Origin of the sequence: Pseudomonas batumici, from assembly GCF_036585405.1 — a bacterium.
Classification (GTDB): domain Bacteria; phylum Pseudomonadota; class Gammaproteobacteria; order Pseudomonadales; family Pseudomonadaceae; genus Aquipseudomonas; species Aquipseudomonas batumici.
The window spans coordinates 98,808-120,660 of record NZ_CP144470.1 but is presented as its reverse complement, the minus strand read 5'-3'; the positions used below and the strand labels follow the sequence as shown (position 1 = coordinate 120,660).

20 protein-coding genes and 1 pseudogene are annotated in these 21,853 nt (G+C 61.1%); 15 read left to right on the top strand and 6 right to left on the bottom strand.

All coding sequences use genetic code 11. From position 1 onward, the window contains the following. Positions 1-29 precede the first annotated feature (29 nt). Together ahr and NUH87_RS00530 are read left to right on the top strand one after the other, a co-directional pair. Positions 30-1,061 carry an NADPH-dependent aldehyde reductase Ahr gene (gene ahr, locus NUH87_RS00535; protein ID WP_338524217.1) on the top strand — a complete coding sequence of 344 codons (1,032 nt, stop codon included), beginning with the start codon at positions 30-32 and terminating at the stop codon, positions 1,059-1,061. A 179-nt stretch (positions 1,062-1,240) separates the two neighbouring features. After that, on the top strand, positions 1,241-1,936 hold the full coding sequence (locus NUH87_RS00530; protein WP_338524215.1) for a tRNA (adenine(22)-N(1))-methyltransferase: 696 nt from the start codon (positions 1,241-1,243) through the stop codon (positions 1,934-1,936). A 15-nt stretch (positions 1,937-1,951) separates the two neighbouring features. On the opposite strand, the gene NUH87_RS00525 is transcribed toward NUH87_RS00530, so the two are convergent. Both NUH87_RS00525 and NUH87_RS00520 read right to left on the bottom strand, forming a co-directional pair. Beyond that, positions 1,952-2,515 carry a carboxymuconolactone decarboxylase family protein gene (locus NUH87_RS00525; RefSeq protein WP_338524214.1) on the bottom strand — a complete coding sequence of 188 codons (564 nt, stop codon included), beginning with the start codon at positions 2,513-2,515 and terminating at the stop codon, positions 1,952-1,954. A 12-nt stretch (positions 2,516-2,527) separates the two neighbouring features. After that, positions 2,528-3,856 (bottom strand): aspartate aminotransferase family protein, encoded by a 1,329-nt coding sequence (locus NUH87_RS00520; protein WP_338524213.1) that lies wholly within the window; start codon positions 3,854-3,856, stop codon positions 2,528-2,530. A gap of 347 nt (positions 3,857-4,203) precedes the next feature. Here NUH87_RS00520 and glnH point away from each other — a divergent pair, with 347 nt between their 5' ends. The 9 genes from glnH (at position 4,204) to NUH87_RS00475 (ending at position 12,729) form a co-directional block, all read left to right on the top strand. Then, positions 4,204-4,947: a glutamine ABC transporter substrate-binding protein GlnH gene (glnH, locus tag NUH87_RS00515; RefSeq protein WP_338524212.1), complete on the top strand. Its 744-nt coding sequence runs from the start codon at positions 4,204-4,206 to the stop codon at positions 4,945-4,947. 33 nt (positions 4,948-4,980) lie between these two features. Continuing rightward, positions 4,981-5,637 (top strand): glutamine ABC transporter permease GlnP, encoded by a 657-nt coding sequence (glnP, locus tag NUH87_RS00510; protein ID WP_338524211.1) that lies wholly within the window; start codon positions 4,981-4,983, stop codon positions 5,635-5,637. Then, entirely contained in the window at positions 5,634-6,356 is a 723-nt protein-coding gene (glnQ, locus tag NUH87_RS00505) for a glutamine ABC transporter ATP-binding protein GlnQ (protein WP_338524209.1), read from the top strand. The genes glnP and glnQ overlap by 4 nt, the downstream gene beginning before the upstream one ends. Positions 6,357-6,366: 10 nt before the next feature. After that, positions 6,367-7,410 (top strand): C45 family peptidase, encoded by a 1,044-nt coding sequence (locus NUH87_RS00500; protein ID WP_338524208.1) that lies wholly within the window; start codon positions 6,367-6,369, stop codon positions 7,408-7,410. A gap of 13 nt (positions 7,411-7,423) precedes the next feature. Further along, complete coding sequence (locus NUH87_RS00495) at positions 7,424-8,329, top strand: MurR/RpiR family transcriptional regulator (protein WP_338524207.1); 906 nt, start codon at positions 7,424-7,426, stop codon at positions 8,327-8,329. Between the two features lie 167 nt (positions 8,330-8,496). Continuing rightward, complete coding sequence (locus NUH87_RS00490) at positions 8,497-8,712, top strand: 4-oxalocrotonate tautomerase family protein (RefSeq protein ID WP_338524206.1); 216 nt, start codon at positions 8,497-8,499, stop codon at positions 8,710-8,712. Further along, positions 8,709-9,353, top strand: a complete 645-nt coding sequence (locus NUH87_RS00485) for a DsbA family oxidoreductase (RefSeq protein WP_338524205.1) — start codon at positions 8,709-8,711, stop codon at positions 9,351-9,353. The genes NUH87_RS00490 and NUH87_RS00485 overlap by 4 nt, the downstream gene beginning before the upstream one ends. A 44-nt stretch (positions 9,354-9,397) precedes the next feature. Continuing rightward, positions 9,398-10,108, top strand: a complete 711-nt coding sequence (locus NUH87_RS00480) for an SDR family NAD(P)-dependent oxidoreductase (protein ID WP_338524204.1) — start codon at positions 9,398-9,400, stop codon at positions 10,106-10,108. A gap of 248 nt (positions 10,109-10,356) precedes the next feature. Further along, positions 10,357-12,729, top strand: a complete 2,373-nt coding sequence (locus NUH87_RS00475; RefSeq protein ID WP_338524202.1) for a bifunctional diguanylate cyclase/phosphodiesterase — start codon at positions 10,357-10,359, stop codon at positions 12,727-12,729. Between the two features lie 4 nt (positions 12,730-12,733). Here NUH87_RS00475 and NUH87_RS00470 read toward each other — a convergent pair whose 3' ends face one another. From NUH87_RS00470 to NUH87_RS00455, 4 genes are all read right to left on the bottom strand, one after another. Then, positions 12,734-13,171, bottom strand: a complete 438-nt coding sequence (locus tag NUH87_RS00470; RefSeq protein ID WP_084615079.1) for a phosphate ABC transporter substrate-binding protein — start codon at positions 13,169-13,171, stop codon at positions 12,734-12,736. 11 nt (positions 13,172-13,182) lie between these two features. Further along, positions 13,183-14,421, bottom strand: coding sequence for a hypothetical protein (locus NUH87_RS00465; RefSeq protein ID WP_338524200.1), 1,239 nt, complete (start codon positions 14,419-14,421; stop codon positions 13,183-13,185). Between the two features lie 4 nt (positions 14,422-14,425). After that, positions 14,426-16,291 (bottom strand): ATP-binding protein, encoded by a 1,866-nt coding sequence (locus NUH87_RS00460; protein WP_338524199.1) that lies wholly within the window; start codon positions 16,289-16,291, stop codon positions 14,426-14,428. 240 nt (positions 16,292-16,531) lie between these two features. Next, positions 16,532-17,050, bottom strand: coding sequence for an SgcJ/EcaC family oxidoreductase (locus NUH87_RS00455; RefSeq protein WP_040068834.1), 519 nt, complete (start codon positions 17,048-17,050; stop codon positions 16,532-16,534). A 176-nt stretch (positions 17,051-17,226) separates the two neighbouring features. On the opposite strand from NUH87_RS00455, the gene NUH87_RS00450 reads away from it, so the two are divergent. The 4 genes and pseudogenes from NUH87_RS00450 (at position 17,227) to NUH87_RS00435 (ending at position 21,845) form a co-directional block, all read left to right on the top strand. Beyond that, positions 17,227-18,411, top strand: a complete 1,185-nt coding sequence (locus NUH87_RS00450) for a sensor histidine kinase (protein WP_338524197.1) — start codon at positions 17,227-17,229, stop codon at positions 18,409-18,411. Beyond that, the gene (locus tag NUH87_RS00445; protein WP_338524196.1) at positions 18,408-19,061 is read left to right on the top strand and encodes a response regulator transcription factor; all 654 of its coding nucleotides are present in this window, start codon (positions 18,408-18,410) and stop codon (positions 19,059-19,061) included. Before NUH87_RS00450 ends, NUH87_RS00445 begins: the two co-directional genes overlap by 4 nt. After that, positions 19,058-21,385, top strand: coding sequence for an ATP-binding protein (locus NUH87_RS00440; protein WP_338524195.1), 2,328 nt, complete (start codon positions 19,058-19,060; stop codon positions 21,383-21,385). Before NUH87_RS00445 ends, NUH87_RS00440 begins: the two co-directional genes overlap by 4 nt. After that, positions 21,382-21,845: pseudogene (locus tag NUH87_RS00435) on the top strand (response regulator). Before NUH87_RS00440 ends, NUH87_RS00435 begins: the two are co-directional and overlap by 4 nt. The last annotated feature ends 8 nt before the right edge of the window (positions 21,846-21,853 follow it).

Genomic DNA, 21,853 nt, shown 5'->3' with positions numbered 1-21,853 from the left:
AACCCTGTCTCCTGACCTGGAGGTATCCAATGAGCGATAACACCGAACTCACTTCCTTCACCGGCTGGGCCGCAACGGCGGCCGGCGCTCCGCTGGAGCGCTATAGCTACGATCCCGGCCCTTTGGGTGAAGAGGAAGTGGAAGTCGCCGTGGAGTATTGCGGCGTCTGCCACTCCGACCAGTCGATGATCGATAACGAATGGGGGCTCAGCCATTACCCCTTCATCCCCGGCCACGAGGTGGTCGGCAGCATCGTGCGGATAGGCACACAGGTACGCAATCTCGAAGTCGGACAACGGGTGGGCATTGGTTGGTACAAAGGCAGTTGCATGCATTGCTCCTCGTGTGTCGAAGGCTCCCACCAGCTATGCGGCACCGCCCAACCCACCATAGTCGGCAGCAACGGAGGCTTCGCTGACCGACTGCGCTCGCACTGGGCCTGGGCTCTTCCAATACCGAACAGTCTCGATCCGGCCATGGCCGGCCCCCTGTTCTGCGCCGGCTCGACAGTGTTCAACCCACTGGTGGAGTTCGGCGTAAAACCCACCGACCGGGTCGGTGTGGTGGGAATCGGCGGCCTCGGTCATCTGGCGCTGCGCTTCCTCAACGCCTGGGGCTGCGAAGTCACGGCCTTTACTTCGTCGTTGAGCAAGGAGGACGAAGCCAGGAAACTGGGCGCACACAAGGTAGTCGCCTCTACTGACAGTCACGCCCTCAAGTCCATTGCCGGCACCCTGGATTTTCTCCTGGTCACGGCCAACGCCGACCTCGACTGGTCGGCCATGCTCGGAACGCTGCGCGGCAAGGGCCGTCTGCACCTTGTTGGCGCCGTGCCTGGTGCTATTCCCGTGCACGTGTTCGACCTGCTTCTCCAACAGAAGAGTTTGTCCGCCTCGCCGGTGGGCTCACCCAGCACCACGGCGACCATGCTGGAATTTTGCGCCCGTCATCAGATTCTGCCGCAGGTCGAGCACTTTCCCATGAGCCGGGTCAACGAAGCCGTCGATCGCCTGCGCAGTGGCAAGGCGCGTTACCGCGTCGTGCTGGACGCCAGCAAATGACAGACTGGCGCGCCGGGTAACGCCGCGCGCGCCTTCAACTGCTGCTATTACAGCCCCCTTGGAGACGAATCGAGCCATGACCCTGGTCGCAGGCATTTGAAATGCACGCCGTTGCTCGATAGAGTCGCGCCCCGATCCGGCCAAAGGTGCCGGACGCTCGTGGTGAAAAGGGGCCGCAGTTGAACGAACAGACATTGTCCATGCGCCTGGAACGCGTGGCGGCGCATGTGCCAGCCGGTGCGCGCCTGGCCGATATCGGCTCGGATCACGGCTACCTGCCGGTGGCGTTGATGCACCGTGGCGCCATCGCCGCGGCGGTGGCTGGCGAGGTGGCATTGACGCCATTCCGCTCGGCCGAACGCACCGTGCGCGAGAACGGCCTCGACCAGCGGATCAGCGTGCGCCTGGCCAGCGGCCTGGCGGCGATCGAGCCTGGAGACGGGATCACGGCAATCAGCCTCTGCGGCATGGGTGGCGAGACGATCCGCGACATCCTCGACAGCGGTAAGGCACGTCTGAGCGGCCAGGAGCGCCTGATCCTGCAGCCCAACGGCGGCGAGCAGCCACTGCGCCAATGGCTGATGGAAAATGGCTATCGCATCCTCTGCGAGGAAGTGCTGCGGGAAAACCGCTTCGACTACGAAATCATCATCGCCGAACGCGCCGAGCCGGTGATGTACACCGCCGAGGAGCTGTACTTCGGCCCGCTGCAGATGCAGGCACGCAGCCCGGCGTTCCTGCTCAAGTGGCAGCGCAGGCTGCGCCAGAAACAGCGGACCCTGACCCACTTCGCCCGGGCGCGGCAGGCCGTGCCCGAGGAAAAGGTGCAGGACATCGCCCGGCAAGCCCGGTGGATCACCGAACTGCTGGCCTGAGCCCTTGAGCCAGCGCTACGGTTCGGAGAATGGCAGTGGCGAGTCGGTATCTCGCCGAACCGCAAAGACATTGAGTGTCATCGCCACCAGTGCGTAGTAGCCGAAGACACCGATCAGCTCGACCACCGCAGCTTCACCAAAGGCATCAACGGCTTCGGTGTACAACGTCTCATCAACACGACGATGTTTATAGAGCGCGGTGCCGATGCGATAAACGATCCGTTCGTCGTCGTGCTTGAATTCAGGTACAGCCTGTTTGCGCAGGGCCTTGATGACACTGTCGGAAATACCGGCATCGCGGGCAATGGGCTCGTGGATTTGCCACTCGGCCTGGGACTGCCACCAGGCAGCCGTGACGAGGATCGCAAGCTCAGTCAGGCGCGGATCCAGGCGAGTGCCATAGCGACAGAATGCGCCGAGCCGCTGCGCGCGATTGGCGAGTTCGGGACTGTGGATCCAGGCCAGGAATGGACCGTCGAGATTGCCGCGCGGGCCACTCAGAATGTCCTTGAGAACCTCCCGCTGAGCGTCGTCCATCTGATCTTCGGTCAGAGGGCCAAGGCGTGATTGGATGACCATATCTAAAACTCCTTAAAGCCCTGACAGCGTGCGGTTGATAGCCTTGAGCAACTTGCCTGCGATCTCGTCCAGGTGGCCATCATCGACAATGAATGGCGGCGCCAGAAGGATGTGATCGCCGTACTGCCCATCGACCGTGCCCCCCATCGGGTAGCACATGAGGCCTTCAGCCATGGCGGCTTGCTTGATTTTCGCGTGGAGCTTGAGTGCCGGATCGAAAGGTTGCTTGGTGGCTCGATCTGCCACCAGCTCAATGCCCTGGAACAGACCACGCCCGCGGATATCACCGACGTTCGAGTGCGTTCCCAGCAACTCGACCAGACGATCCTGCAGACCACGGCCCAATACATTGACCCGCGCCAGCAAGCCCTGCCCTTCGATGACTTTCTGCACGGCAAGTGCCGCGGCACACGCCGTGGCGTGACCGATATAGGTGTGTCCGTGCTGGAAAAAGCCCGAGCCCTGGGCAATCGCGTCACGGATTTTCTTGCTCACCAGCGTCGCACCGATGGGTTGGTAACCGGCGCCCAGGCCTTTGGCAATGGTGATCAGATCGGCACTGATACCCTCCTGCTCAGCCGCAAACAAGGTACCGGTACGGCCCATGCCGCACATCACTTCATCAAGGATCAACAGCACACCGTGCCGGTCGCACACCTCGCGAATGGCCTTGAAATAACCGGGTACCGCGGTCACTGCGCCCAGCGTCGCGCCGACCACCGGCTCGGCGACGAAGGCCATGACGTTTTCGGCACCCAACCGCAGAATTTCCGCCTCCAGTTCCGCCGCCAGACGCCGGCCCATGGCTGGCGCGGTTTCGCCGGCAAGTTGTTCACGATAGGCATAACAAGGGCTGACATGGCTGACGCCGATCAGCAGCGGTTCGAACTGCTTGCGCCGCCATTCATTGCCGCCCGTGGCGAGGGCGCCCAGGGTATTGCCGTGATAGCTCTGACGACGCGCGATCAGGTGTTTGCGCTGTGGTTGACCGATTTCGATGAAGTATTGCCGGGCCAGTTTCAGCGCCGCTTCCACGGCCTCCGAACCGCCTGAGACGAAATACACCGATTCGATGCCTTGCGGCGCACGCGCCACCAGAAAATCGGCGAGCTCCTCCATGACATCCGTGGTGAAGAATGACGTATGCGCATAGGCCAACTGTCCGACCTGCTGGCGGATAGCTTCAATCACGTGCGGATCACTGTGACCCAGACACGAAACGGCGGCGCCGCCACTGGCGTCCAGATAACGGCGCCCGTCGCTATCGATCAGGTAGGGGCCATCACCTTTGACGGCCGTCGGGTAACGCTGCGTAAGGCTGCGGTGAAATACGTGGCTCATGATCCCTCCTGATTTTCTGCAAATAATAATTGCACAAAATTCAAATGCAACGCTTATTTGCCAATTTTTTTGCAGCCTTCGGCTAGATCCATGGGGGAAAACGGAGGATTGCCCAATAAACAGGGCATTCTACTGAAAACCGGAAATGCATTTTTTTCTTGCATAACTCAAATATGCAGGTGTATTTTGCACAAAGGCGTCATTTTTCGTGCACCCTCGTTCCTCGTGGGTAGCCGGGTCTCTAATAAAAACAGATGTAGGTACGGGTTTCCCTGTCGCAAAAACTGCCGGTATCCACGCGCTCAGCCTCTGCGGCCTGCGCATCACAGTGAAATGAGGAAAAACCAATGAAAAGACTGCTAAAGGCCTCTCTGGCTGCCCTGCTGCTCACTTGCGCCTCCCATTCCTTCGCCGCCGGCAAAGAGCTGCTGGTCGCGACCGACACCGCCTTCGTGCCGTTCGAGTTCAAGCAGGGAAATGAATACGTCGGCTTCGACATCGACCTGTGGGCGGCAATCGCCAAGGAAATGGGTCTGAGCTATCAACTCAAGCCCATGGATTTCAATGGGATCATTCCTGCCTTGCAAACCCACAACGTCGACGTTGCGCTGGCCGGCATCACCATCAAGGAAGAACGCAAGAAAGCCATCGATTTCTCGGACGGCTACTACAACAGCGGTTTCCTGCTGATGGTCAAAAGCGACAATGACAGCATCAAGGGTGAGGCGGACATTGCGGGCAAAAGCCTCGCGGTCAAGAGCGGCACCTCCGCCGCGGATTATGCAAAAGCCAATCTGAAGGCCCAGGACCTCCGTCAGTTCCCGAACATCGACAACGCCTACCTGGAACTCAGGACCGGTCGTGTGGACGCGGCGATGCACGACACGCCAAACGTCCTGTACTACATCAAGACCGCAGGCGAAGGCCAGGTCAAAGCCGTCGGCCAGCAAATGATGGCCCAGCAGTACGGCATCGCCTTTCCCAAAGGCAGCGAGCTGCGTGAACCGGTGAATGCCGCGCTGAAGAAAATCAGCGAAAACGGCACCTACGCGCAGATCTATCGCAAATGGTTCGGCACCGATCCGCAGTAATCACCCTCGCCTTCAGACAGAGAGTTCTTGACCATGGATTTCCAATGGAGCGCTATCTGGGATGCGCTGCCTGTTCTGCTGGAAGGTGCCAAGCTGACACTGTGGATTTCGGTCCTGGGGTTGTTGGGTGGCGCAGTCATCGGCGTAGTCGCGGGCTTTGCCCGCGCCTACGGCAACTTTATCAGCAGCCGGCTCGCACTGGTTTTCATCGAACTGATTCGTGGCACCCCGATCATGGTGCAGGTCATGTTCATCTACTTCGCCCTGCCCCTGATGATCCCGGTGCGCATCGATCCGTTCAGCGCCGCAGTGGTCACCATCATGTTCAACTCCGGTGCCTATATCGCAGAGATCACCCGTGGCGCAGTGCTTTCGATCAATCGCGGCTTCCGTGAGGCCGGCCTCGCGCTGGGCCTGTCAAAACGCGACACCTTGCGCTACGTCATCGCACCGCTGGCCTTCCGCCGAATGATCCCGGCCCTGGGCAACCAGTGGATCGTCAGCATCAAGGACACCTCGCTGTTTATCGTGATCGGCGTTGCCGAGCTGACTCGCCAAGGCCAGGAAATCATTGCCGGCAACTTCAGGGCCATGGAAATCTGGTCGGCGGTGGCCATCATCTATTTGATCATTACCCTGGTACTGAGCCATGTCCTGCGACGCATGGAATCGAGGTTGAAAATCCTATGATCGAGTTCAAAGGCGTTTCCAAGCACTTTGGTGCCACCCAGGTACTGCATGACATCAACCTGAACATTGCCTGCGGTGAAGTGGTGGTCATCATCGGCCCTTCGGGTTCGGGAAAATCCACCCTGTTGCGCTGTATCAACAAGCTCGAGGACGTCACCTCCGGCCAGCTGACGGTGGACGGCCTGGTGGTCAACGATCCGAAGGTGGATGAACGACTGATTCGCCAGGAAGCGGGCATGGTATTTCAGCAGTTCCATCTTTTTCCGCAGATGACCGCGCTGCAAAATGTCGCATTCGGTCCGATCCGGGTCCGCGGTGCCAGCAAGGCCGAGGCCGAAAGACTCGCCCATGAGTTGCTCACCAAGGTCGGGCTGGCAGATCGCGCCAACCATTTCCCTTCCGAACTGTCCGGAGGTCAGCAGCAACGCGTCGCGATCGCCCGGGCGCTGGCAGTCAAACCGAAAATGATGCTGTTCGACGAGCCGACCTCAGCGCTCGATCCGGAATTGCGCCACGAGGTGCTGACGGTGATGAAAGCCCTGGCCGAAGAAGGCATGACCATGGTGATCGTGACCCATGAAGTGGACTTCGCGCGCAAGGTGGCCACCCGGCTGATCTTCATCGACAAGGGGCGGATTGCAGAGGACGGCCCGCCTGCCGAACTCATCGCCAATCCACCCAGCTCTCGCCTGCGAGAGTTTCTCCAGCACGTATCCTGAAGAGGCCACCATGTCTTTAGCTCGACTGAATCTTGCCGGCAGCAACTACGAAATCGGATACGGACTGGGGGTGTTCGGCAGGACTGCGGTAGAGAATCACCTGCGCCCCCATGCACTTTGGCGCCACCTGGCCGGTCTGGTCGGCACCCCCACTGCGATCCGGATGCGCGGCCTGGTGCAGACAGCGTTCCCGAGCTATTGGCAGGAAATCGAGGGGCTGGCTGCCGGCCTGCAATTACCGGTGGAGGAAGTCTTTCTCTGGAATTGTCGTGGCGATTTCGTCAACCCGTCCAGCGTGGATGGCTGTACCACGGTCTTTTGCCCCACCCCAGGCGGCAGCCTGATCGCTCACAACGAAGACGGCTTGCCACAACTGCAAGGCCATTGCGCAATTCTCAGTACGAGCCCCGACACGGGCCTGGCATTTACAAGCTTCGTGTATCCCGGTTCGATACCGGGCCACACATTCGCAGTGAACGAAAGAGGCCTGGTCGCGACGGTCAACAACATCCGCCCCGCCACTATTCCAGTGGGTATGCCCAGACAGATTCTTGGACGCGCGACACTCGACGCAACCACCCTCGACGAGGCACTGGCGGTGGTATCGCAGCCAGGACGCGCGGGGGCCTTTCATCATACATTCGGGCAGTTGGGCAGTACCCGCCTGGTGAGCGTGGAAGCAACAGCCGAAGGGGTCGCTGTCATCGAGATCGAGCAGCCGGCAGGTCATTCGAACCATCTGATCGGCGAACCACTCAGTCAGGTCCCGCAGCGCATCACAGGCAGCTCATCGGCACGCCAACACCGCGTCGACCAACATTTGAGCCAATCAACCACCGCCCTCTCGCCTGAAAAGGCCTTGGCCATCCTGCGTGATGAGTCGGACAGGGATCTACCGGTCTACCGCTGTGCCGCCGACGATCCTGACGATGAAAATACCTTGGCAACGGCCCTCTTCTCCATAGGGGCAAGCACTGTAGAATGGCGGGTTTACATCCGTCGGGAAACCGACGCCCCGGACATCGAGGGCGTGGTTCCCGCTTTCCACTCGTGAATGGACTTTCTCAATGACCAAGCCCAACGAAGTATTGCCCGATACCGTCACCGGCTTGAAGCAACTGCTGGATGCCATTGAGCGTCGCGAAGTGGACATCGCCTTGGGTAGCAGCTCCCGGCGTGTACTGATGGCACTGATCGAATCACCGCAACGGACGGCGGTCTCCTCCATCAGCGAGTTGGCGCAGCAATTGGCTGTCAATGCCTCCACCCTGTCAAGGCTGGCACAGCGCCTTGGGTATGGCGGCTTCAGCAAGCTGCAGGATGTCTTTCGTCGCGAGATCACGGAAGGCAAGCACTTCTACAGCGACCAGGCTTCGCGCCTGGTCGTGAATACCAGCGACATGGACACCATGAACCAGCTGACCCGACTGGGCCGACAGGAAAGCGCCAATATCGCCAGCATGATCGAGCAGGTCGATCCAACGGTCTTTTTAAAAACGATCGACTTGCTATCGACCGCAAAGAGAGTTCGCGTACACGGCATGCGCCAGTTCAACTCCCTGGCGCTGTTCATGTCCTACGGACTGGGCATGTTGCGGCCCGACGTTGCGGCACTGGACAGCAGTCGACAAGGGGTTGCCGATGCCCTGGCGCAACTGGATGAGGGCGATGTGCTGGTGGTTGCAAGCTGCTTCCCCTATACCCCCAGTGTGATCGCCACTGCCGAAGTGGCCGCCCGACATGGTGTGAAAGTCATTGCCCTGACGGATTCGGCAAGCTCGCCTCTGGCGAAGGCAGCACTCCATAGCTTCTATGTTCCCAATCACAGCCTGTTCTACAGCAACAGCATGTGCGCGTTCATGTTATTGGCCCAAGGACTCCTGAGCGCTGTCGCCAGTCATCTGGGCGAAGATTCGGTCTCGGCCCTGAAATACCGGGAAACCCTTATCAGCGAGCTTAACGCCTCGCTCTGACACCTCCCGTCATGCCCCACCCATGAAGCACAAAACGGCCGACTCAACTCATTACATCACGTCATCAATGATGTTCTCCACCCCATCTTTATCCCTCCATACAGACCTAATACATTGACTCCACTGCCTGCCCATCATGCCGATGGGCAAGCCACTGGAGAGTTGTCATGCCTTTTGTCAGCGTACGCATTACCCGCGATGGCGTTACCTCGGAGCAGAAAGCCCAGGTCATTGCCGAAATCACCGAAACCCTGGAACGGGTCCTCAACAAACGCCCGGACCTGACCCACATCGTGATCGAGGAAGTCGATACCGACAACTGGGGTTACTCCGGCATCACCACGACCCAATACCGCAAGCAGCTGGCGGAAAACCCATCATGAGCGAGCCCGTCAAGCTCGACTTCATCTCCGATGTGGTCTGCCCCTGGTGCGCCCTGGGCGTAACGGCCCTGGAGCAGGCGATCGCCAACCTGGCCGGGGAAGTCTCGGTCCGGTTGACCTTCAAACCCTTCGAACTGAACCCGGACATGCCCGCGCAGGGCGAGAACGCGGTCCAGCACATGATGCGCAAATACGGCCGCAGTGCCGAGGAAGTCGCCACCGGCAAGCAGATGCTGATGACCCGTGGTCAGGCCATTGGCTTTCAGTTCGACCTGGAAAAGCGCAGCCATTTCTACAACACCTTCGATGCCCACCGGCTGTTGCTCTGGGCGTTGCAGGAAGGCCGGCAGATCGAGCTGAAGAATGCCTTGCTGCGCGCCTACTTCAGCGACGGCCAGAACCCGAGCGACCGCGAAACCCTGGTGCGCCTGGCGGCCGAAGCGGGACTGGATGCCGACCGTGCCCGTGAGGTGCTGACGTCTGGCGCGTTTGCCGAGGAGGTTCGTGAACTTGAAGGGTTCTACCGCGAACGTGGGATCAACTCGGTGCCGGCCATGATCCTCAACGACCGCCACCTGGTGTCCGGTTCGCAATCGGTCGAGTACTACGAACAGATGCTGCGGGAAATAGCCGCGGCTTGATTGATCACGCCCTACCCCCCCTTACTTTCCATAGAGGTTTCATCATGAGCAATGCAAAAAAAGTCGTTGTGATCACCGGCGCTTCCCAAGGCATCGGCGCGGCAGTGGTCAAGGCCTTCCGCGACCTCGATTACCGGGTGGTCGCCACCTCCCGCTCGATCCAGGCATCCAGCGACCCGGATATCCTCACCGTCGCCGGCGACATCGCCGACCCGGCCACCGCCGAGCGCGTCATCCGTGAGGGCGTGGCCCGTTTCGGTCGCATCGACAGCCTGATCAACAACGCCGGGATCTTCATCGCCAAGCCCTTCACGGGCTACACCCATGAAGACTACGCCAACGTGCTGTCGGTGAACCTGAATGGCTTCTTCTATATCACCCAGTTGGCGATTACCGAGATGGAGAAACATGGCAAAGGCCATATCGTCAACGTCACCACCAGCCTGGTGGATCATGCGGTTGACGGCGTACCATCGGTGCTGGCATCGCTGACCAAGGGCGGGCTCAATTCGGCGACCAAATCCCTGGCCATCGAGTACGCCAAGCGTGGGATCCGGGTCAATGCGGTCAGCCCGGGGATCATCAAGACGCCGATGCATGCTGAGGAAACCCATGAGGCGCTGGGGCGCTTGCATCCGGTTGGGCGGATGGGGGAAATCAGCGATATTGCCCAGGCCATTGTCTACCTGGAGTCCGCCGGGTTCGTGACCGGTGAGATCCTGCATGTGGACGGCGGGCAGAGTGCCGGGCACTAAAAGTTTCAGCTGGATAGCAACGCCCCGGCCTTCATGGTTCGGGGCGTTTTCGCCTGGGCGATCGACACCCGCGGATCCAACTGCATCCTGGCGTGGGGTGGGTACGGTTTGTGGTCTATAGTTTCCAGCGGATCGGTTGATCCTCTCTTTCGCAGGGACGCCACAAGGAGCGGCAGCCGCTCCTTTGAGCCATCACCCCGGCGGATGCCCGCCAACCTAGAGTATTGCTACAACGCAGGGAGCACAGTATGTCGATCCACGGGGCAAATGGACTGAGATCGGCTCCCGGTATCGCAAAGTCCGTAGACACCACTGCCGAGGCCGCGGGCAGCCTCTTTCGCTATGTGCGCGAGCATATAAAGGAAGCCTACCTCTTATTCCCGCTATCGGCCGTTCTGCTGTTGCTGGCCATCTGGTCGGCCACCCTCTACTTCATCAGACTCGAACAGACTCGGGCTCAACGCAACGCCGCCACGGTCAGCCTGGAGATCGGTGCCACCTACGAAGCACAGATGCTGCGCGCCGTTCGTGAAATCGATCAAACCCTCAAGCTGGTCAAATACGCCTATGAGGCCGAGGGTGAGCGCAATCCCCTCCCCCGGCTCAAGGAACGCGCGTTATTGCCGCCACCGCTGCTGTTTGACGTCAGCGTGGTCAGCCCGGACGGAGGACTGGTGGCAAGCACCCGGGCAAGCGAGACGGGCAATATCACCGACCCGGATGAACTGCAGACGCTGCGACACAACGATACGCTGTCGATCAGTCGTCCCTGGAAAAACCCGCTGACGGGGGAATGGCGATTACGCTTCAGTCGTCGTCTCAATGCCGCGAATGGCACGTTTTCGGGCATCGTCAGGGTCGAGGTCGATGCGGCCTATTTCGTCAGCAGTTACGACGCCTCGAAACTCGGCGACCAGGGTGTACTCGGACTGTTGGGAACCGATGGCCTCTTCCGGGTACGGCGCACCGGGGAGTCGCTGCTGGCCGGCGACTCCGTCGATTACGCGGCACTGGTTCCCGACACCGAGGACACCCAGGCGCTGCTGTTGACCAATACCTGGGATGGCGTGCGCCGCTACACCAGCGCCCGCCAGCTCTATGACTTCCCCCTCGCGGTGATTGTCGGGTTATCCGAAGAGGAACAACTGGCCGCCGTGACCCGGCAAGCGCATACCTACCTGTGGCGGGCCGCAACGGGCAGCCTGCTGCTGGTGCTCCTGGTCGGCCTGCTGAGCCGGATGAGCTGGCAGCTGGCGCAAAGCCGCTTGCAGGCCGCCGAAGCCAAAGTGGCCTATGCCGAGCGCGTCGAGTATCTCGCCTATCACGACGGTCTCACGGCGCTGCCCAATCGAAGCCTGTTCAGCAAGCTGTTGATTCAGAACATCCATGAAGCCAGTCGTTATCACCGGCAACTGGCGGTGCTTTTCCTCGACCTCGACCGCTTCAAACAAATCAACGACACCCTTGGTCACGATGCCGGCGACCTATTGCTGCAAGAGGTCGCGGTCCGTCTCAAGGCGTGCGTGCGGGCCAGTGATACCGTCGCCCGACTGGGCGGCGACGAATTCGTGGTATTGCTGCCGGAGTTGTCCGAGGACACCTATGTGGCAACCACCGCCCAGAAAATCCTTTCCGCGGTGGCCAGGCCGTTCAACCTGCGCGGGAAGGAGTTTCGGGTCACCGCCAGCATCGGTATCAGCATCTTTGCGCAGGATGGCCTGGACGAACAGACACTGAAGAAAAACGCCGATATCGCGATGTACCAGGCCAAGCAGCGCGGTAAAAACAACTTCCAGTTCTACTCCGAGAAACTGAACGCCGAGTCGCTGGAGCGGCAGACGCTGGAAATCGGCTTGCGTCATGCGTTGGAACGCAATGAGTTCCGGCTGCACTATCAGGCCAAGCGGGATATCCGCAGTGGTCAGATCACCGGCATGGAAGCCCTCTTGCGCTGGGAACACCCTGACCTGGGGCTGGTGGCCCCCATGCAATTCATCCCCGTCGCCGAGGAAACCGGCTTGATCGTGCCCATCGGCAAGTGGGTACTCAGGACGGCCTGCCTGCAAAACGTCGCCTGGCAGCAGCAGGGGCTGCCGCATCTGGGTATCGCCGTGAACCTGACGGCCCGTCAGTTTGTCGATGAGCATCTACTGACGGACCTCGCCACGATACTGGCGGACACCGGCATGGATGCCCGTTTGCTGGAACTGGAGATCGCCGAGAGCCTGCTCATGCAAGACGTCAAAAAAGCGCTACAGGTGTTGACCGGGCTGAAAAAACTGAACGTCCGGATCGCCATCGACGATTTCGGTACGGGTTACTCTTCGCTCTCGGCACTCAAGCAGTTCCCGCTCGATGCAATCAAGATCGATCGCTCGTTCATCCGTGATGTCGCCAACGCGACGGAGGATAAGGCCTTGACCGAGGCCATCATTACGATGGGCAGGACCCTCAGCCTGACCGTGGTCGCCCAGGGCGTGGAAACCAAGGAACAAGCCGATTTCCTGCGTGACAACGCCTGTGACGAATTCCAGGGATTTTACTTCAACAAGCCGGTGCCGGCCGATCAGTTCAAGGTATTGCTGCAAGCGCAGACGGCCCGTCCAACCAGGGACAAGTAGGTACTCATTGCGGGTCGGCGGGGACCACCCTGACGCTGCCATCCACTTCTCGCGCCTCGATATAGCCGATGGTATTGGGGTTCTCGGCGATATGTCTTTTGACTTCCGCGCTATTTGAAACCGTTTCCGGAGGCTGGCCCCTACCGGTGAAAATGATCTTCGACCAATGGGCCTTGAGTTGCGCGGCGGATTTGCCGGTGAACTTGGTATAGAACTCATCGCGGGTCACAGAGCCTTCGGGCTGATCGATCGGAACGGCCTGTGCGCCGCTGGGAAAGCGATTGGCCTTGCCCAGGAAAATATCCGCCACCTGATTGCTCGCCAGCGCCTTCACCGGACTGGCAGTGGCGACGACCACCACCACATCAGCCATGACGAGCGTGCTGCCGACGTACAGAACGACCCCTGCCATCGCGCATCCAGTACGTTTGAGAAACCGCATGATCGGCCTCATCAGAAGACAAAATCGACAGCGAGACTAAGCAGGCTGAAGGTGCCGCCCGGCTCGAAGCCCGGCTGAAGGTTGATCAACGGGCCGCTTGCGCTGCTGCCTAAACGAGTGTGGTCATACTGCAGCTTGGCGTCCATATTTTTCGTGAAATCCCAACGTACGCCCACGGACAGGGTTTGCTGGCTGCTGCCCGATGCCAGGATGGTATTGAGTGCGCCGTTGAGGCCTGCCGCCGCCCCCGCCAGGTCTGGCGGTAAAGTCGATGTGGTCAAACCCGCGGAGGAGGTATCGCTGAGCGTCCTGGACCGCGCATACGTGACATAGGGCGTGAACGCATCAATCCTGTAGCCGGCGCTGAGATACCAGGCGCTCTGCGTGCCTATGATCGAATGGCTGTCGAAATACCCCCATTCGCCCATGGCGAACCACTTGCCCGGGTCATAGATAGCCCCCACACCGACGAACTCAAAGCGCTTGCCCTTGCTGTCGTAGCGATCCGCGATGGCATTGCCCTCGTCGCCGAACGCTCTGAAGCTGTCGAAGAGTGGGTTGAAGGACTCTACGGTCAAGCGGGTCTGCTGGTAGGTGACGCGGGTGGTCAGGGCGCCGTATTCGGTCAGGTTGGATACGCCCCACGAGTCCCTGGCCAGAGATTTCCCTGTGTTATGGGGCAGCCGCGGCTCGCTCTGACCGTAATTGCCCTGCACGGTGTTGGTGAGATCGCCAAAGTGCAACCGGTAGCTGAGGTCCATGCCATCGGTGCTGGTGATGGGCACCATGCTATAGACCTCCCCCGGCGGACGCACCCATGGCAGGGTGTAACCCACCTTGCGGCTATCGGAAAACAGGAAGGCCGGCTGCACCGTACGCCCGACACGCATACTGAAATCGGGCGTGAACTGATACTTGAAGTTCGCCCATTCGAGGCCGGGACGGTAGCTGTCGTCATAACGCTGCTCGGAGATGACCTGCACCACGGCCGAGAGCTGCGAGGTAAAGTTGGCCGTTAGCTGTGCACCGACCAGACTGTCGACATCGGCATCCCAGTTGCGGGTGTGACCGGCACCGTTGGGTTTGTAGATGCTGGAGGTGAAGTCGGCATTTTTCTCGCTGGAATGAACGATACCCACGGTGCCGAAACTGCTCAGTGAAAACATCGGCGGGGTGGAATCGTCGGCGTCGACGGCGCCGACATACAAGGTCATCACCGCCAGCGCCAGCCTATTGAGTCTTGGCGTCATAGGATCAACAGTCCTTGATGGGCAGTTCCAGGGTGAAGATCGCACCCTGTCCCGGCCCGTCGCTTTGGGCCTTCAACGCACCGCCCATCTCCATGGCAGCCAGGACGCAACTGTGCAAACCGAAGCCATGGCCATCCTTGCGCGTGGTGAAACCATGGGCAAAGATTCGCGTCAGGTTCTCCGCGGCAATACCCTCGCCATTGTCGATCACCCTGATCACCAAGGTATGCTCCGGCATCATCTCGGTATGCAGTGTGATCAGCGGCTGGCGATCCGGCTTGTTGTCCATCGCACTGCCGGCATTTTTAATCAGGTTGACCAGGATCATCAGCACGCGGTGCTTGTCCAGTTGCAACAAGGGCGTGTCGGCAAACTCTTTCACCACGGTGATCTGACGGGCCGCGATGATGCTGGCGTTCATACGCACCGCATCCTCTATCAACTGCTGGACCTGCACGGCCTCGCAGAGACTGGAGGCGCCTGAATAAGACTGCTGCGCCGCGACGATTTCCTTGATGTGATCGACGCTTTTGGTCAATTGCTCGAGTTCGTCGGCCATGCTCTTCTGTTCGACCGCCAAAGCGTCCACCAACTGACTCAGATAGGCCGGCAGCAGCTTGCCTTTCTCGTCAACGGAGATGAAGTGGCCCAGGTCCGCGGCATGCTGGTTCATCAGCTGCACCGCCTTACCGAGTCCCAGGGCCTTGCTGTTGCGCAGTTTGCGGGTAATGACTTCGGCGGAGACATTTACGCTATTGAGGACGTTGCCCACGTTATGCAGCACGTTGGTCGCGATTTCAGCCATGCCGGCCTGACGGGCGATCGCGACCAGCTGGGCCTGGGCTTCGGCGGTACGCAAGCGACTTTGCGCCAGTTGCCAGCTCATCCGGCTCAGCAGGCCGACCAGCAACACCAGCAGCAGGCTACCCCCCGCGGCCCGCCACAGGTAGGTGTGCGCTTGCCGGGTCACGGCGGCCAGTTGCTCTTCTTCCGATAACCCGACAATCACCGCCAGGGGCAGGTCATAGAGCTGACGGGCACTGGTGTAGCGGCGCACGCCGTCCCAGCCATTGGCCGAGAGCAGCGCCCGGGTGTCCTCGGTGTCGGGAACCAGGGCCGCGTAGTCGACGGAATCGCCGGCCAGCACCGACTCCCCGGTGCGCCGTACCCGGAAGATGCCATCGGTTCCCAGGAGTGCGAGTACGCCCTGATCACCGAGTTTCGAGGCGTCATAACTGCTGACGAAATAGGCGGCATCGACCTCGACCCGGGCGATGCCCGAAAACGTGCCATTCGCCGCATTGAGGCGACGACTGAAACGCAATCGCCACTCCCCTGTCAGCGGATTTTTCCAGGGCCGACTGATCGACAGCGTATCGTCGTGCCGCAGCGTCTGCAGTTCATCCGAGTCAGAGGCGTTTCCCGTCGCCCGGATGCCCGCCACGAGTCCGCCCTCCGGGTTGACCACACTCACGTCAAACAGCAGGGCCGGCGGCAACAAGGCCCGTTCCTTGAGCCGGGGGAGCGGATTGGGCTCACCCTCGGCCTCATAGGTGTATTTGACGAGCTTGAGGGTTTGATCGATTTCGTGAACGGCGCGCAGCATTTGCGCTTCATAGGTGGCGCCGATCTCCAGGCTGGCCATGGCGGCACTGTGCTGGGCACGGGCCAGTTCGCTGTTGATGAGGTACAGCGTCGTCGTCCAGATGACCAGCAGCAGGAGCGCGGCCAACAAGGGAAACAGGATGTAGGCTTCCTTGACCTGCTCCAGTCCATGCCGAAAGAGACCGCTCGTGGCCTTGGAAAGGGCCTCCGCGGACTTTGCGATAGCCGGGGCCGACCTCAGTCCATCTGGCCGTTGGATCGACATCGTGTGCTCCCTGCGTTGTACCAACACTCTAGGCTAGCGGGCATCCGCCGGATGTCATGACCCAAGGAGACGACTGGTTCTCCTTGTAGCGTCCGTGCGAAAGAGATAATCAACAGGTCCGCTAAGGAATATAGATCACAAACGGTAGGAGCGAGCCACCATGTCGAACCCGCCAGAAAGCCCCGCTCAAGCGGGGCTCTGGCCAAATGATCGGCAGAATGGGTCAGAAACCGGCCAGGGTCATTTCCCCGCGTGCTTGGCCTGCGTCTCCGGCATCGCCGAAGAGTGGTGGTTGAGGATCTTCCACTGCCCCTCGACCTGTTCGTAGACGAAGGTGTAGCGCGCCTGCACCTGGCGGGTCTTGCCGTTCGCTTCGGTCAGGGTGAAGGTGTAGACGCCGCTGTCCATGGCAACGTTGCTGCCCAGTTGGTGGATATCGCGGTAGTTGATCTGGCCCACCGGCTTGAGCGCCAGGAAGTGTTCGAAGTAGTCCTTGATCTCCGCCGGTGTGGTGCGCACCTTGTTGGACACCGTTGGTTGCAGCACCGCGTCCGGGGCATACAGGTCGACCACGGCCTGGGCATTCCCCGTCTGCAACGCCGTGTTCCAACGGTCGAACAGCCCGGCAATTTCACGATCCTTCACATTCTCCGGCTGTGCGGCCACGCCGGTGTAGACATACGGCTCCGTCTCTGCCGCCTGCACAAACGGGGCACTCAGGGCAACAAACAGGACGATGGCCAAGGTCTTCAGTTTCATCACAACGCTCCAGTGGTGTTCGATAAGCCCACTTTGCCGATCAGGAAGCCGTCCGCCATCGGCCAACCGGAGCCATCGGCCTATGCCATTCGGCAGATAGCCCCTGCCCCGTTTACAAGGTTTAATGACGCCCTCGCCCGCACGGGCGCGCCACTCGTAAGCGCCGGAGCCGTAGCATGCAGAACCCGCCCCATGACCCCGGCAGTGCCCTGGCCATTCGGACCCAGTATCGACAATCGCAAGGTCGCGCAGCGCGCCTGCGGCTGTTGGTGGATACCGGGCAGGAGCTGACCCAGCTGCCCCCTGCTGCCATGCGCCAGCGCGTGCTGGCCCGGGCCTGCGCCTTCCTGGCGATGGACCATGGGATCCTGCTGGAACGGGACGCCGATGCACAGGTCAGGACCACCGCCAGCCAGGGCAGCCATGAACGCCTGAGCAGCCTGGACTGCCGCGTGGACACCTCGATGCACACACCGTGCTGGCATGAACAGCCGGGAGCGCTCCTGTCCAATGTGCTGCGGGTGCCGTTGCGCGGCGGTGATGGCGATACCTTTGGCACCTTGGTGCTGGCCAACAGCGTCGGCATCAGCGCGCCGGACAACGAAGACATCGAATCCCTGCAACTGCTCGCCACCCTGCTGGCCGCGCACCTGGAAAACGACCGCCTGCTGACCGCGCTGATCGCGCGGGATCGCACCCTGTCAGACCTGGTCAATCGGTTGTTCAGGGCACAGGAAGATGAACGCAAACGCATGGCCTATGACCTGCACGACGGCCTGGCCCAGACCCTCGCCGGACTGCATCAGCGCCTGCAGGGTTTTGCCGGGCGCTGCCCGCCACTGCCCGATGCGCTGGACGCGGACTTGCAGGCCATCCTGACCCTGGCCCAGCACTGCGTGGGTGAAGGCCGGCAATTGATCGGCGGCCTGCGCCCGACCGTACTCGACGATTTCGGCTTGCTGACGGCGCTCGACAAGGAAGCCGATCGCCTGCGGGAGGCCGGGATCGTCGTGCACTGGACGACGCGTTGCGAAACCCGCTTGCCCCACTCGGTGGAGATCGCCTTGTTCCGGATTGCCCAGGAAGGGATCAACAACATTCTCAAGCATGCCCAGGCCAGCCAGGTCCGGCTGGCACTGGCGCTGCACGAAGGCCAGGCCTCGCTGCGGGTGGACGATAACGGCAAAGGTTTTGCCATGGGGCAACCGCTCGACACCGGCGACAGCCGGCACCTGGGCCTGGCGGCGATGCAAGAGCGCGCCAGCCTGCTGGGCGGACGGCTCACTTGCGTCAGCCGCGCAGGATGCGGAACGCAACTGCATGTCAGCGTACCTTTCGACCTCGAGGAAACCACTCAATGACTCAAGCCCTGCGCCTGGTTCTGGCCGACGACCATGAGGTCACCCGCACCGGCTTCGTCTCGTTGCTGGCCGGCCATCCGCAGTTCGACGTGGTCGGCCAGGCCTGCAATGGTCAGGAAGCCGTGGAGCTGTGTGAACAGCTGCTGCCCGACATCGTCATTCTCGACATTCGCATGCCGGTGCTTAACGGCTTGGGCGCGGCACGACTGCTTCAGCAGCGCCTGCCCGCCTTGAAAGTGGTGATCTTCACCATGGACGACAGCCCGGATCACCTGGAGGCGGCGATGAATGCCGGCGCCGTGGGCTATCTGCTCAAGGATGCCAGCCGCGCAGAAGTGATCGACGCCCTGCAACGCGTCGCCGCAGGCGAGGAAGCCCTCAATAACGCCGTCAGTACCCGCTTGCTACGGCGCATGACCGAACGCAATGCCAACGGTGCAACCCCCTGCACAAACCTGACCGCCCGCGAATGCCAGGTGCTCGGGCTGGTGGCCAACGGCATGAGTAACCGTGAAATCGGCGAGGCACTGGGCATTACCACCGGCACGGCCAAGGCCCATGTCGAACGGGTCATCGGCAAACTCGGTGCGGCCGATCGAACCCAGGCCGCGGTCCGGGGCATTGCACTGGGCCTGGTGACGCAACCATGAAGGTGTTCTACGCCAAACGCTGGGCCGACCTGCCACTACGGGGCAAGGCCCTGGTGGTGATTTCCCTGCCCCTGGTGATCCTGTTGCTGTCGCTGGTGCTGATCTACATCACCGAACGCCAGACCGCACACGCCGAAGAAGACGTGCGCCGGGTATTGCGGGTGCAAGGTGATATCCAGACCGTACACACCTTGCTCGCCGAGGCCGCCGCCAGCGTGCGCGGCTATCTGCTGACCCACCGCGAGGATTTCCTGCCGGGCTATCTGAAGGCCAAGCCGCTGATCGAATCGGCCCTGCGCCGGCTGGACGGCAACGTGCGCGATGAACGGGTGCGCGAGCAACTGAAAGCCATTACGCCGCTGATCAACAGCAAAATCGGTGGTCTGGAGGAAATGCTCGCTGACCGTGAGGCGAGTCCCGAGTCGATCACCAGCATCCTGATCAACAACAAATACATCCTCGACGAATTGCGCGAGCACATCGGCAGCATCCTGACCCTTGAGGACACGCTGCTGGCCGAACGCACCGCCGCCGCTGCCGCAACCCGCCAGCGCCTGCTGCTTTCGACCCTGCTGGCCGCCCTCTGCGGGCTGTTCGGCGCCGTCGTTGCGGTACTGCTCCTGTCCAAAGGGATCGTCGCCCGGGTACAGCACGTACAGGGCAACGCCCAACGCCTGGCCCTCGGCCAGCCGTTACTGCCGCAGCCGCCGGAGAACGACGAGATCGGCCAGTTGGGCAGCCGCCTGGTGGAGGCCGGGCTGCTGCTGGCCGAACGCGAGCGGGCGCTGCGCGACAATGAAGAGCGTTTGCGGCTGATCATCGACGGGGTGAAGGACTATGGGATCTTCGCCCTCGATACCCGGGGCTTCGTCACCAGCTGGAACGCCGGCGCCGAGCGGATCAAGGGTTACACGGAACAGGAAATCATCGGCCAGCACTTCTCGCTGTTCTACCTGCCGCAGGAGTGCCCGCAGCATCCCGAACTGGCACTGCGCGAGGCCACTCGCGACGGTCACTACATGGAGGAGGCCTGGCGCAGGCGCAAGGATGGCAGCCGCTTCTGGGCCAGCGTGGTGATCACCGCGCAATACGACAGCAGCGGTGCCTTGCGCGGCTTCTCCAAAATCACCCGGGACATTACCGATCGCCGTGCGGCCGAGATGGCGCTGAGCACCGCTCGCGAGGAGGCGGAGCGTGCCAGCCGGGCGAAAAGCGAGTTCCTGTCGCGCATGAGCCACGAACTGCGCACACCACTCAACTCGATCCTGGGCTTTGCACAACTGCTGGAGATGGACTCGACCCAAGGGCAAAAGGCGCAGATCGGGCATATCCTGCGGGCCGGCAAGCACCTGCTGACCCTGATCAACGAAGTGCTGGACATCGCCAGGATCGAATCCGGGCACCTGCCGCTGAACATCGAGTCCGTGCCCTTGGCGATCGCCCTGCAGGAAGCCCTGACACTGGTCTCGCCGATGGCCGCCGACGCCGGCATCCGCCTGTTGCCGTTGCCGACGCTGACCGCCGACAGCGGCATCGTCGCCGATCGACAACGCCTGACCCAGGTGCTGTTGAACCTGCTGTCCAACGCCATCAAGTACAACCGGCCCCAGGGTCAGGTCAGCATCGACGTCAAGGTGGAGCAACAGCGCATCGCCGTGTCGGTCAGCGATACCGGCAAGGGCATTGCCGCCGATCGCCTCGATCAACTGTTCAAGCCGTTCGAGCGCCTGGAAATCGACCCGAACGTGGAAGGCAGCGGCCTTGGCCTGGCGCTGAGCAAGAACCTGCTGGAAATGATGCAAGGCAGTTTGACCGTGCAAAGCCAGGCCGGCGTCGGCTCCAGATTCACCCTGGAACTGCCTTTTGTCCGCTTGCAGGAAAGCGTCGAACCGAGCGCCCCGCCCGTCGACAACCACCCGGGAATCCCCGCCCTCGCCGGCCCGGACTTCCGTGGCCTGGTCTTGTACATCGAGGACAATCTCTCCAGCCTGGCGCTGATCGAAACACTGCTGCAACGGCGCCCCGGGATCAAACTGCTGTCCAGCATGCAAGGGCAACTGGGGCTCGACCTCGCCGCGCAACACGCGCCGCAACTGATTCTGCTGGACGTCTCCTTGCCGGATATCGACGGATTGAATGTCCTGCAGCGCTTGCGCCAGTCATCGATCACCCGAAGCACCCCGGTGCTGATGATCACTGCCGACGCCAGCGAGCCCACTCGCCTGGCCCTGTGCGAAGCGGGCGCCACGGCGGTGCTGAGCAAACCGATTCATATTCCCTCATTCCTCGCCCACCTCGACCAGCACCTTCCGGAGCGCGCGTGAACACCGACCTACGCATTCTGATCATCGATGACCAACGCCCCAATCTCGATCTGATGGAGCAACTGCTGGTGCGCGAGGGGCTGACCAACGTGCTGAGCAGCACCCAGCCGCTGCGCACCCTGGACCTGTTCAACAGCTTCGAGCCGGACTTGGTGATTCTCGACCTGCACATGCCCGAGTTCGACGGGTTCGCCATCCTTGAACAGCTCAACCGCCGCATCCCGGGCGGCGAATACCTGCCGATCCTCGTGCTCACCGCCGATGCCACCCGCGACACCCGCCTGCGGGCGCTGTCGCTGGGGCCAAGGACTTCATCAGCAAACCACTGGATGCGCTGGAAACCATGCTGCGGGTGTGGAACCTGCTGGAAACCCGCGCGCTCTACAAAACCCTGCGCACATTGGTGCCGGCAAATCAGATAGATCTGCTGCACCAGTGTGGAAGCACACTCAGGGTTTGATGTTTTTC